This is a genomic window from Pseudomonas sp. FYR_2, assembly GCF_043106425.1.
Classification (GTDB): Bacteria; Pseudomonadota; Gammaproteobacteria; order Pseudomonadales; family Pseudomonadaceae; genus Aquipseudomonas; species Aquipseudomonas monteilii.
Window position 1 is genome coordinate 1 of record NZ_JBICMM010000036.1, and the last position, 11,868, is coordinate 11,868.

10 protein-coding genes are annotated in these 11,868 nt (G+C 60.6%); 9 read left to right on the plus strand and 1 reads right to left on the minus strand.

Going from position 1 to position 11,868, the window contains the following annotated elements; translation table 11 throughout:
- Positions 1-14: 14 nt before the first annotated feature.
- On the minus strand, positions 15-1,577 hold the full coding sequence (locus ACF8R4_RS14870) for an AAA family ATPase (protein WP_392492810.1): 1,563 nt from the start codon (positions 1,575-1,577) through the stop codon (positions 15-17).
- A gap of 114 nt (positions 1,578-1,691) precedes the next feature.
- Between ACF8R4_RS14870 and mrcB the strand changes: the two genes are divergently transcribed.
- The 9 genes from mrcB to msrQ all read left to right on the plus strand — a co-directional run bounded on the left by mrcB (position 1,692) and on the right by msrQ (position 11,570).
- A complete protein-coding gene (gene mrcB / locus ACF8R4_RS14875; RefSeq protein ID WP_060498418.1) occupies positions 1,692-4,013 on the plus strand; it encodes a penicillin-binding protein 1B in 2,322 nt (773 codons plus the stop codon).
- A 15-nt stretch (positions 4,014-4,028) separates the two neighbouring features.
- A complete protein-coding gene (locus ACF8R4_RS14880; RefSeq protein ID WP_060498417.1) occupies positions 4,029-4,832 on the plus strand; it encodes a tetratricopeptide repeat protein in 804 nt (267 codons plus the stop codon).
- Positions 4,832-5,164 (plus strand): YqcC family protein, encoded by a 333-nt coding sequence (locus ACF8R4_RS14885; protein WP_392492811.1) that lies wholly within the window; start codon positions 4,832-4,834, stop codon positions 5,162-5,164. The genes ACF8R4_RS14880 and ACF8R4_RS14885 overlap by 1 nt, the downstream gene beginning before the upstream one ends.
- Positions 5,165-5,574: 410 nt before the next feature.
- Positions 5,575-7,299 carry an acetolactate synthase 3 large subunit gene (locus ACF8R4_RS14890; protein WP_060498430.1) on the plus strand — a complete coding sequence of 575 codons (1,725 nt, stop codon included), beginning with the start codon at positions 5,575-5,577 and terminating at the stop codon, positions 7,297-7,299.
- Between the two features lies 1 nt (position 7,300).
- Positions 7,301-7,792 carry an acetolactate synthase small subunit gene (gene ilvN, locus ACF8R4_RS14895; RefSeq protein ID WP_003250040.1) on the plus strand — a complete coding sequence of 164 codons (492 nt, stop codon included), beginning with the start codon at positions 7,301-7,303 and terminating at the stop codon, positions 7,790-7,792.
- Between the two features lie 55 nt (positions 7,793-7,847).
- A complete protein-coding gene (gene ilvC / locus ACF8R4_RS14900) occupies positions 7,848-8,864 on the plus strand; it encodes a ketol-acid reductoisomerase (RefSeq protein WP_003250043.1) in 1,017 nt (338 codons plus the stop codon).
- 150 nt (positions 8,865-9,014) lie between these two features.
- Complete coding sequence (gene pssA / locus ACF8R4_RS14905) at positions 9,015-9,866, plus strand: CDP-diacylglycerol--serine O-phosphatidyltransferase (RefSeq protein WP_003250045.1); 852 nt, start codon at positions 9,015-9,017, stop codon at positions 9,864-9,866.
- A 79-nt stretch (positions 9,867-9,945) separates the two neighbouring features.
- Positions 9,946-10,959: a protein-methionine-sulfoxide reductase catalytic subunit MsrP gene (msrP, locus tag ACF8R4_RS14910; protein ID WP_104833943.1), complete on the plus strand. Its 1,014-nt coding sequence runs from the start codon at positions 9,946-9,948 to the stop codon at positions 10,957-10,959.
- The gene (gene msrQ / locus ACF8R4_RS14915; protein ID WP_104833944.1) at positions 10,959-11,570 is read left to right on the plus strand and encodes a protein-methionine-sulfoxide reductase heme-binding subunit MsrQ; all 612 of its coding nucleotides are present in this window, start codon (positions 10,959-10,961) and stop codon (positions 11,568-11,570) included. The genes msrP and msrQ overlap by 1 nt, the downstream gene beginning before the upstream one ends.
- Positions 11,571-11,868: the final 298 nt, after the last annotated feature.

The window sequence follows — 11,868 nt, forward strand, 5'->3', positions numbered from 1 at the left end:
GGAGAGCGGCGAACTTAAAGCCCAGGCAAGCGCTGGCGAATCTGCTCGATCACCTGGTCCATGCTGCCGGCGGTCTGGGTATCGACCTGGGTGCTTTGCCCAAGCTCCTGCGCATCCAGCGGCTCACGGCTGGCCTGTTGGGCCTTGACCACTTCCAGCGTGGCATCCGACGGGTCGCTGTTCTGCGCCTGGCGCTGCTCCAGCCAGCTGGCGATGACCGCATCCGGGGCGTGGCAGTCGAGAATCAGGAATGGCACACCGGTCTGGCTGGCAACGTCGGCCGCAGCCTGGCGCTGCCCACGCTTGAGGTAGGTGGCATCCAGTACCACCGGGAAACCGGCACGCAGCACGGTTGCCGCCACTTCGTGCAGGCGCTGGTAGGTCGCTGCATTGGCGTCCTGGCCATAGATGCCAGTGCTCAGCTGGCCAGCGTCGGCCTGCTGTTGTTCGCCGAACAGGCGCTTGCGCTCGACATCAGAGCGCACGCGAATGGCGCCCAAGGCCTCCACCAGGCGCATTGCTACATGGCTCTTGCCCACTGCCGAAACGCCGTGGGTGATGGCCAGGAGGCGCGAAGGAATGGCGCTGTAGCTTTCTGCTAGGTTGGCGTAGTTGCGGTAGGTGCGCAGGGTGGTGGCCCGTTGCACGCCATCGGCATTGGCCGGCATGCTGAACAGCGCGACTTTGGCCCGTACCAGGGCGCGGTAGGCTTTGTAGAAGTTGAGCACTTCCAGGCCTTCATAATCGCCTGTCAGCTCCAGGTACTGGCTGATGAAGCGTCGTGCCAGGCACTTGAGGCCGCGATCTTCCAGGTCCATGGCAAGGAAGCCGGTGTCGGCCCAGACATCGGTCTTGCGGAACGGTTCGTTGAACTCGATGCAGTCGAAGATCACCACCTGGCCATTGATCAGGGTGGCGTTGCCTAGATGGATGTCGCCATGGCACTCGCGGGTGAAACCATTGGCCTTGCGCGAGGCGAAAAGGCCTTGCAGTCGCTCGAAACTGCTCCGTGCCCAAGCCTGCAGGTTGTCCAGTTGCTGAAGGTCCGCCTTCTCGGTCAGTAATGGGCGGATCTGCTCGAAGTTCTGCTCGACCGGAGCCATGACGCTTTCAGGCGAACCGAAGGGCTGCTCGGCAGGTACCTTGGGGGTCTGCAGGTGGAACTCGGCGATTTGCCGGGCCATCTGGTCGATGTGCGCGGCATTCAGTTCGCCGTTGGCCTGCAGGGTGCTGAGCATCTGCCCCTGGGGGAACTGGCGCATTTTCAGGGCGTATTCGATGGCCTCGCCTTCGCCACCGATCTGCGGCGCATCGACGCTGCCGGTGACCGGCAGTACTTCCAGGTACAGGCCGTCGGTCATGCGCTGGTTCAGGCGCAACTCTTCGTTACAGAAATGCTGGCGCTGGTCCAGGCTGGTGAAGTCGAGGAAGCCGAAGTTCATAGGCTTCTTGATCTTGTAGGCGTACTCGCCGGTGAGCAGCACCCAGGAGATATGCGTCTCGATGAGCTGGAACCCATCCACAGGGTGAGGGTACAGGGCTGGGTTCTGCAACGCAGTGATAAGGGCTTGGCTCACGGGAAATCCATCCGGGGCAGGGAATTCGAATGCGCCATTATGGTCAATGGTGCCGTCCCTGCCTACCGCCGGGCCGTCTGCCCAGCCTTTATAAAGTGCGTATAATCCGCCGCCATGACCCGAACCCGAAATCCCCGTACCCCTCCGAAACGCCCGACCGGCCGCTCCCGCGCCTGGCTGGGCTGGGCTTTGAAGCTCAGCCTGGTAGGCCTGGTGATCGTTGCCGGCTTCGCGGTTTACCTCGATGCCGTTGTGCAGGAGAAGTTCTCCGGCAAGCGCTGGACCATCCCGGCCAAGGTGTATGCCCGGCCACTGGAGTTGTTCACCGGCCAGAAACTGAGCAAGAACGACTTCCTCACCGAACTCGATGCGCTCGGCTACCGCCGTGAGAGCGCGGCCAACGGCCCGGGTGCCGCGGCGATCAACGGTAATACCGTCGACCTCAATACCCGTGGCTTCCAGTTCTACGAGGGCATGGAGCCGGCGCAGTTCGTGCGCGTGCGCTTCTCGGGCGATTACGTGGCGGGCCTTTCCGGTGCCAACGGCAAGGCATTGGATGTGGTGCGCCTGGAGCCGCTGATGATTGGCGGTATCTACCCGAAAAACCTTGAAGACCGCATCCTGATCAAGATCGACCAGGTGCCCAAGTACCTGCTCGAAACCCTGGTGGCGACCGAAGACCGCGACTTCTACAGCCACTTTGGCGTGTCGCCCAAGTCCATCGCCCGGGCCATGTGGGTCAATACCTCCTCCGGCTCGATGCGCCAGGGTGGCAGTACCCTGACCCAGCAGTTGGTGAAAAACTTCTACCTCAGCAGCGAGCGCAGCCTCAGCCGCAAGCTGACCGAGGCGATGATGGCCATGCTGCTTGAGTTGCACTACGACAAGCGTGAGATTCTCGAGGCCTACCTCAACGAAGTGTTCGTCGGTCAGGATGGCCAGCGTGCTGTGCATGGCTTCGGCCTGGCTAGCCAGTTCTTCTTCAGCCAGCCGCTGTCGGAGCTGAAACTGCACCAGATCGCCTTGCTGGTGGGCATGGTCAAAGGCCCGTCCTACTACAACCCGCGACGTTACCCCGACCGCGCCCTGGCGCGCCGCAACTTGGTGCTCGACCTTGTGGCCGAGCAGGGCGTGGCCAGCCAGGCGGAAGTCGATGCAGCGAAGAAGATGCCGCTGGGTGTGACCAAGCGTGGCAGCCTGGCTGACAGCTCGTTCCCGGCCTTCCTCGACCTGGTCAAGCGCCAGTTGCGCCAGGACTACCGCGACGAAGACTTGACCGAGGAAGGGCTGCGTATCTTCACCAGCTTCGACCCGATCCTGCAGATGAAGGCCGAAACCTCGATGAGCGAGACCTTCAAGCGCCTGGCGGGGCGCAAGGGTGCTGACGAGGTGGAGTCGGCAATGGTCGTGACCAACCCGGAAACCGGTGAAGTCCAGGCCCTGATCGGCAGCCGCCAGGCAGGCTTCGCCGGTTTCAACCGTGCCATCGACGCTGTGCGCCCGATCGGTTCGCTGGTCAAGCCGTCGGTGTACCTGACGGCGCTGGAACAGCCGAGCAAGTACACCCTGACCAGCTGGGTGCAGGACGAGCCATTCTCGGTCAAAGGTGCCGACGGCCAGGTCTGGCGCCCGCAAAACTATGACCGCCGCCCGCACGGGACCATCTACCTGTATCAGGGGTTGGCCAACTCGTACAACTTGTCGACTGCCAAGCTCGGTCTGGAAGTGGGCGTGCCCAACGTGATCAAGACCATCGGCCGTCTGGGAGTGAATGTCGACTGGCCAGCCTTCCCGGCCATGCTGCTGGGGGCCGGCGGCATGTCGCCGATGCAGGTTGCGACCATGTACCAGACCATCGCCAATGGCGGCTTCAATACACCGATGCGCGGTATCCGCAGCGTGCTCACTGCCGAAGGCGAGCCGCTCAAGCGCTACCCGTTCCAGATCCAGCAAACCTTCGACCCGGGCGCCATCTATCTGGTGCAGAACGCCATGCAGCGGGTGATGCGTGAAGGTACCGGCCGATCGGTGTACAACACCCTGCCGCGCTCGCTGACCCTGGCGGGCAAGACCGGTACCAGTAACGACTCGCGCGACAGCTGGTTCTCCGGCTTCAGCCAGGACCTGCTGGCCGTGGTGTGGATGGGCCGTGACGATAACGGCAAAACGCCATTTACCGGTGCCACCGGTGCCCTGCAGGTCTGGACCAGCTTCATGAAGAAGGCCGACCCGCTACCGCTGGACATGCCGCAGCCGGACAACGTGGTGCAGGCCTGGATTGACCCGTACACAGGTCATGGGTCTGATGCCAGCTGTCCGGGAGCGGTGCAGATGCCGTATATTCGCGGGAGTGAACCGCCCGCCGGCGCGACCTGTGGCGGCGAGCAGAATCCAGCAGAGTCGGTCATGGACTGGGTCAAAGGCTGGATGAATTAAGCACAGGCTGCATTGATGAGGTGTGACGTGAACAAGTGGCTGTTTCCTGCCGTGACGGCGTTGGCTGTGCTCCAGGGGTGCTCTAGCGTCCCGCGCGGTAATATTCCGGTGGTCGATTCGAGCACTCGCGTGTCCAACAGTGAGCGCGTTACAGCCAACCGCTCGGCGGGTGGCTATAACACGGGCACCGCGCAAGCGCAGACGTTGCCCGAAGACTCCGGCGTGACCGTGATGATCCCGCAGGGCGCTGGCGCTTCTGGCATCCAGACGTTCCCGGCTGCCAATGGCGCGGCGCCGATCAGCACCTCGCCAATCACGCCGGGCCCGATTACCTCTGGCCCTGTCAGTTCAGCGCCGATGACCACCAACCCCAACCCGATTGCCGACGAACCGTTCGACATCGCGGCAATGAACAGCACCCCGGCAAGCACCAGCGCGCCAACCGGCATTCCGCGTAGCAGCATTCCTGCGGGTGGCCTGTCGGCCGACGAGCAACTGGACGGTCCGGTGCTGGCACTGCTGACCACCGCGCAGACCCAGCAGGGCAGTGGTGACTTCAACGGCGCTGCTTCGAGCCTGGAGCGCGCACAGCGCATTGCACCGCGTGAGCCGCAAGTGCTGTATCGCTTGGCTCAGGTACGCCTGTCGCAAGGTGATGCGGCGCAGGCCGAGCAGTTGGCGCGTCGAGGCCTGACTTACGCGAACGGCCGCCCAAGCCTGCAGGCCGAGCTGTGGAACACCATCGCCCAGGCCCGCGAAAAACAAGGTGACAGCGCTGGCGCAGCACTGGCCCGGCAAAAGGCACGGGTCAATTCGTGATGATTGAGCAACGTATTCTGGATATTGCCGACCACCTGTTGCTGATCGAGCGTGAACTGGTGGTGCAAGGGTGGTGGGATGACGAGCCACCCAGCGACGAGGCACTGGCCAGTACCGTGCCGTTCGCGGTCGATACCCTCAGCTTCGAGCAGTGGCTGCAATGGATCTTCCTGCCGCGGATGAAGATCATTATCGAGCTGGGCCGGCCGTTGCCCAGCGCCTCCAGCATCCTGGTCATGGCCGAGACCGTGTTTACCGACCGCCCGGAGCAAAGTCGTGAGCTGCGCCGTCTGTTGGCAGCATTTGACCAATTGATCGCTCCTTCCGCCTGATTTCTTCAGTTTTTCCTTCAAGGGCCGCAGATTGTGGCCCTTTTTTATGGAAATCTTATTTATTCTGCTGCTGAAGCGATTGTTAGTGGTGGCAGGAATTCATCTTGGGGAAAAATTGGCAATAATTTTTCTTGACATGTTGGCGCCGAATCACAAGAATCCAACTTCCGCTGTAGAGGGACTGCCAGAAGCAGACCCGCTAAGCAGATCATGAGGTGCACACCCGCGCCGACCTGTTACACCCCGCAACGCGTTACCTCGCGCTGGGTGGGAAAACCCCGCAACACTCTGGGGTGCTCCCAATACTTGCTCAGTCAGTGCTGACGTTTTCGCTCATGCTCTGCTTGGCAGTAAACCTATTAAGACCCGTCCACTAGGGACGGTATTCTGGCGTTTTAGAGGTGAACAACGTGGAGCTTTTATCTGGCGCTGAGATGGTCGTCCGCTTTTTGCGTGACGAAGGCGTTAAGCACATCTACGGGTACCCTGGTGGTGCTCTCCTGCATGTTTACGACGCGCTGTTCAAAGAACCGGAAGTGGAACACATCCTGGTTCGTCACGAGCAGGCGGCAACCCATATGGCGGACGGCTACGCCCGCGCCACCGGCAAGGCCGGTGTGGTGCTGGTCACCTCCGGCCCGGGCGCGACCAATGCCATTACCGGCATTGCCACCGCCTACATGGACTCCATTCCGATGGTCATCCTGTCCGGCCAGGTGCCTAGCACCATGGTGGGTACCGATGCCTTCCAGGAAACCGACATGATCGGTATCTCGCGGCCGATCGTGAAGCACAGCTTCATGATCAAGAACCCGACCGAGATCCCGGAAGTTCTGAAAAAAGCGTTCTACCTGGCGCAATCCGGTCGCCCAGGTCCAGTCGTGGTCGACATTCCAAAAGACATGACCAACCCGGCTGAGAAGTTCGAATACGTCTACCCGAAAAAGGTCAAGCTGCGCTCCTACAGCCCGGCGGTCCGTGGCCACTCCGGCCAGATCCGTAAGGCTGCCGAAATGCTGCTGGCGGCCAAGCGCCCGATCGTCTACTCCGGTGGTGGCGTGATCCTCGGCGGTGGCTCCGAAGCGCTGACCGAAATCGCCAAGTCGCTGAACCTGCCGGTCACCAATACCCTGATGGGCCTCGGTGGCTTCCCGGGTACCGACCGCCAGTTCCTCGGCATGCTCGGCATGCACGGTAGCTACACCGCCAACATGGCCATGCACAATGCCGACGTGATCCTTGCCGTGGGCGCGCGTTTTGACGACCGCGTTGTAAACGGCCCGGCCAAGTTCTGCCCGAACGCCAAGATCATCCACATCGACATCGACCCGGCGTCGATTTCCAAGATGATCAAGGCCGACGTGCCAATTGTCGGCCCGGTCGACAGCGTGCTCAGCGAAATGCTCGGCATCCTCAAGGAAATCGGCGAGCAGCCTGACAAGGTTGCGCTGGATGCCTGGTGGAAGCAGATCGACGAATGGCGTGGCAATGGCGAGCTGTTCCCTTACGACAAGGGCGACGGCAACGTCATCAAACCGCAGAAAGTCATCGAGACCCTGTGCGAAGTGACCCATGGCGATGCCTTCGTCACCTCCGACGTGGGCCAGCACCAGATGTTCGCGGCGCAGTACTACCGCTTCAACAAGCCGAACCGCTGGATCAACTCCGGTGGCCTGGGCACCATGGGCTTCGGCTTCCCGGCGGCGATGGGCGTCAAGCTCAACTTCCCGGACCAGGACGTTGCCTGCGTGACTGGCGAAGGCAGCATCCAGATGAACATCCAGGAGCTGTCCACCTGCATGCAGTACGGCCTGCCGGTGAAGATCGTCAACCTGAACAACGGTGTGTTGGGCATGGTCCGCCAGTGGCAGGACATGGCCTACAACGGTCGTCACTCGCACTCGTACGTCGAATCGCTGCCTGACTTCATCAAGCTGGCCGAGGCCTATGGCCATGTGGGCATCCGCATCACCAGCCTGAAGGACCTCAAGCCGAAGCTGGAAGAAGCGTTTGCGATGAAGGACCGCCTGGTGTTCATCGACATCGCGGTTGACCGCAGTGAGCACGTCTATCCGATGCAGATCAAGGATGGCTCGATGCGTGACATGTGGCTGAGCAAGACGGAGCGTACCTGATATGCGGCACATCATTTCCCTGCTGCTGGAAAACGAACCCGGTGCTCTGTCCCGCGTGGTCGGCCTGTTCTCCCAGCGCAACTACAACATTGAAAGCCTGACCGTGGCGCCGACCGAAGACCCGACCCTGTCGCGTCTGACGCTGACCACCGTTGGCCATGACGAAGTGATCGAGCAGATCACCAAGAACCTGAACAAGCTGGTCGAAGTGGTCAAGCTTGTCGACCTGTCGGAAAGCGCTCACATCGAGCGTGAACTGATGCTGGTCAAGGTCAAGGCCACCGGTGCCCAGCGCGCCGAGATCAAGCGCACCACGGATATCTTCCGTGGCCAGATCGTCGATGTGACCGCCAGCGTGTACACCGTACAGCTGAGCGGTACCAGCGACAAACTGGACAGCTTCATCCAGGCGATCGGCACTGCATCGATTCTCGAAACCGTGCGCAGCGGCGTTACCGGCATTGCCCGCGGCGACAAAGTGCTCAGCATCTAAATTCAAAAATTAGCGATGGCTCCGCAGGGGCCGAGATATAATCAGGGGTATTTTCATGAAAGTTTTCTACGATAAAGACTGCGACCTTTCCATCATCCAGGGCAAGAAAGTCGCCATCATCGGTTATGGCTCCCAGGGCCACGCTCAGGCGTGCAACCTGAAGGACTCCGGTGTAGACGTTACCGTCGGTCTGCGTAAAGGTTCGGCTACCGTTGCCAAGGCTGAAGCCCACGGCCTGAAAGTTGCTGACGTTGCTACCGCTGTCGCTGCGGCTGACCTGGTGATGATCCTGACCCCGGACGAGTTCCAGGGCGCGCTGTACAAGAACGAGATCGAGCCGAACATCAAGAAGGGCGCTACCCTGGCCTTCTCCCACGGCTTCTCGATCCACTATAACCAGGTTGTTCCGCGTGCCGACCTCGACGTGATCATGATCGCGCCGAAGGCCCCGGGCCACACCGTTCGCTCCGAGTTCGTCAAAGGCGGCGGTATCCCTGACCTGATCGCTATCTACCAGGACGCTTCGGGCAACGCCAAGAACGTCGCCCTGTCCTACGCTTCGGGCGTTGGCGGTGGCCGTACCGGCATCATCGAAACCACCTTCAAGGACGAGACCGAAACCGACCTGTTCGGTGAGCAGGCTGTTCTGTGCGGCGGTACCGTCGAGCTGGTCAAAGCCGGTTTCGAAACCCTGGTCGAAGCTGGCTACGCGCCAGAAATGGCCTACTTCGAGTGCTTGCACGAGCTGAAGCTGATCGTTGACCTCATGTACGAAGGCGGCATCGCCAACATGAACTACTCGATCTCCAACAACGCCGAATATGGTGAGTACGTCACTGGCCCGGAAGTCATCAACGAAGAATCCCGCAAGGCCATGCGCAACGCCCTGAAGCGCATCCAGGACGGCGAATACGCAAAGATGTTCATCTCCGAAGGTGCTACCAACTACCCATCGATGACCGCCAAGCGCCGCAACAACGCCGCTCACGGCATCGAAATCATCGGCGAGCAACTGCGTTCGATGATGCCGTGGATCTCGGCTAACAAAATCGTCGACAAGACCAAGAACTAAGTCTTATCGAAAGATTAAAAACGCGGCTTCGGCCGCGTTTTTTCGTTCTGGCAGTCCGCTTCTGGTATAAAGCAGACCAGTGGCCTGCCGTTAGAACCTGTTTCGCAGGCCCGTGTCGAACATTTTCCATCCTGTTGCAAGGTACCCTCCATGAGCGAACGTCCCGAAGAGCCGAACAAGCCCTCCGACGCCGAAAGCCTGCTACCTGTCGATGAGCACGTTGAAGAAGGGCATGACGCCGAAGGGCGCAAGGTGCGTCACCGCGGCATCTACCTGCTGCCCAATCTGTTTACCACCGCCAACCTGTTTGCCGGTTTCTATTCCATCATCAGCTCGATGAGCGCGCAGAGCGCCCTGAGTGCCGGTGACCCGCGTGAGGCGAGCAAGTACTTCGCCTTTGCCGCCATCGCCATCTTCGTGGCCATGGTGCTCGACGGCCTGGATGGCCGCGTTGCGCGCATGACCAATACCCAGAGTGCCTTCGGCGCCGAGTACGACTCGCTGTCGGACATGGTTGCCTTCGGCGTGGCCCCGGCCTTGCTGGCCTTCGGCTGGGCGCTGGGTGACATGGGCAAGGTCGGCTGGATGGTCGCCTTCATCTATGTGGCCGGTGCAGCACTGCGCCTGGCACGCTTCAATACCCAGGTCGGCACCGCCGACAAGCGCTACTTCATTGGCCTGGCCAGCCCGGCTGCGGCAGGTGTGGTGGCGGGTACCGTGTGGGCGTTCAGCGACTACGGCATCCAGGGCTCCAAGCTGTCGTTCCTGGTGGCGCTGTTGGTAGCGGCTGCCGGCATGCTGATGGTCAGTAACATCAAGTACAACAGCTTCAAGGAGCTGGACCTCAAAGGTCGCGTACCGTTCGTGGCCATCCTGGCGGTGGTGCTGGTGTTTGCCGTGGTGTTCAGCGACCCACCGCGCATCCTGCTGCTGATCTTCCTCGCCTATGCTGCATCGGGGCCGATCCAGTTCCTGTTGAAGGCGCGCCGGCGCAAAGCGTAAAAATCGCTTAATGCTGGAATAACCCTCCGGCTCCATAGTCTTACTGGTACATCCGTTATCCAGTGCTATGGAGCCGCCCATGCTCATCAAGCTTCCCAGGTCTTCCGAGTGCAAGGCGTCGGAGATCACCCCCGAAGGCATCTACCTTTCCCGTCGCACCCTGCTGGGGGGCTCGTTGGCCGGCCTGGCGCTGGGTGCATTGCCGCGCATGGGGTTGGCGGCAGAGCCCAGTCGATATGCCGATGTCGAGGCAGGCAAGGCGCCAGGCTGGTTCAGTGACAAGCTTTCTTCTGCTCACTGGCAAGCTGTGACGGTGCCGGGGGAGGCGATCACGCCTTTCAAGGATGCCACCCACTACAACAACTTCTATGAGTTCGGCCCCGACAAGGCCGACCCGGCGGCTAATGGCGACAGCCTGCAGACCGAGCCGTGGTCGGTTGTAGTGGATGGTGAGGTCGGTAAGCCAGGCCGCTATGCGCTGGAAGACTTCGTTAAACCCTATCAGCTTGAAGAGCGCATCTACCGGTTGCGTTGCGTCGAAGCCTGGTCGATGGTCATTCCCTGGTTGGGCATTCCCTTGGCGCAGGTGCTCAAGCAGGTCGAACCGACTTCGAAGGCGCGCTACGTTCGCTTCGAGACATTGAAAGACCCGCAGCATATGCCGGGGCAGCGCTCCGGGTTCGCCCTGATCGACTGGCCTTATAGAGAGGGGTTGCGACTGGATGAGGCAATGCACCCGCTGGCGATCCTCGCGGTGGGCATGTACGGGCGGGTGTTGCCCAACCAGAATGGTGCGCCGTTGCGGTTGGTGGTGCCCTGGAAGTATGGCTTCAAGAGTATCAAGTCGATCGTGCGCATCAGCCTGGTGGCTGAACAGCCCGGCACCACTTGGCAAGGGTTGGCACCGGATGAGTATGGCTTTTATGCCAACGTGAACCCGACGGTCGACCACCCGCGCTGGACCCAGGCGCGTGAGCGGCGGTTGCCCAGCGGGTTGTTCAGCCCCAATGTGCGCGAAACACAAATGTTCAATGGCTACGCTGATGAAGTGGCTTCACTGTACAGCGGGCTAGATCTACGGAAGAACTATTGATGCGCTATCCCTGGTTTCGCCTGGCCATCTTCGTTGTGGGGTGCCTGTTCCCGGCGTGGTGGTTGTATGAGGCGGCGATGAATCTGCTGGGGCCGGACCCCGGCAAGATCATGATGGATCGTCTTGGGCTCGGGGCGCTCACCTTCCTGCTGGTGACCTTGAGCATGACCCCGCTACAGAGGCTGACAGGCTGGTCGGGCTGGGTCGTGGTGCGTCGGCAGCTGGGGCTCTGGGTGTTTGCTTACATCGCGCTGCACATCCTGGCCTACCTGTTCTTTATTCTGGGGCTGGATTGGTGGCAGCTGGCGGTGGAGCTGCGTAAGCGGCCTTACATTATTGTGGGGGCGCTGGGGTTCCTCGGCTTGCTGGCCTTGACGGTGACCTCGAATCGCTATAGCCAGAGGCGGTTGGGGGCCAGGTGGAAGAAGTTGCACCGGTTGGTGTACGTGATTCTTGGCTTAGGGTTGCTGCACTTTTTGTGGATCGTGCGCTCGGACCTCAGGGAGTGGGCGATCTATGCAGGGGTTGGCGCTCTACTGATGTTGCTGCGTATTCCGGCTATTACACGGGCTCTGCCCAAGTTCGCCCGTGGGCGGGGTAGGGCAGTATGAAACATTTCTGAAAATAAGGGTTGACGCGCTTTCGAATCCCCTTATAATGCGCCCCACTTCCAGCGACATCGGAACGAAAAACTCCTTGAGATTCAACGAGTTAAATAGTTGAGGTGAAGTTGAAAGGGCTACGATCGAATGATCGCAAGCGGTTGAAATGGTGGTTGACAGCGGCTTTAAACGCTGTATGATTCGCCTCCCGCTACGAGAGATCGCAGCGAGCCAAGTGTTTGAAGCTAAACGAGTTTCTCGCAAAAAACTTCAAAATAAACGCTTGACAGGCTCTGAGGAAAGCGTA

What these genes read in the sequence shown, in the direction of transcription:
- mrcB (WP_060498418.1), top strand. Translation starts at nt 1,692, where the DNA reads ATGACCCGAACCCGAAATCCCCGTACCCCTCCGAAACGCCCGACCGGC.
- ACF8R4_RS14880 (WP_060498417.1), top strand. Translation starts at nt 4,029, where the DNA reads ATGAGGTGTGACGTGAACAAGTGGCTGTTTCCTGCCGTGACGGCGTTG.
- ACF8R4_RS14885 (WP_392492811.1), top strand. Translation starts at nt 4,832, where the DNA reads ATGATTGAGCAACGTATTCTGGATATTGCCGACCACCTGTTGCTGATC.
- ilvN (WP_003250040.1), top strand. Translation starts at nt 7,301, where the DNA reads ATGCGGCACATCATTTCCCTGCTGCTGGAAAACGAACCCGGTGCTCTG.
- ilvC (WP_003250043.1), top strand. Translation starts at nt 7,848, where the DNA reads ATGAAAGTTTTCTACGATAAAGACTGCGACCTTTCCATCATCCAGGGC.
- pssA (WP_003250045.1), top strand. Translation starts at nt 9,015, where the DNA reads ATGAGCGAACGTCCCGAAGAGCCGAACAAGCCCTCCGACGCCGAAAGC.
- msrP (WP_104833943.1), top strand. Translation starts at nt 9,946, where the DNA reads ATGCTCATCAAGCTTCCCAGGTCTTCCGAGTGCAAGGCGTCGGAGATC.
- msrQ (WP_104833944.1), top strand. Translation starts at nt 10,959, where the DNA reads ATGCGCTATCCCTGGTTTCGCCTGGCCATCTTCGTTGTGGGGTGCCTG.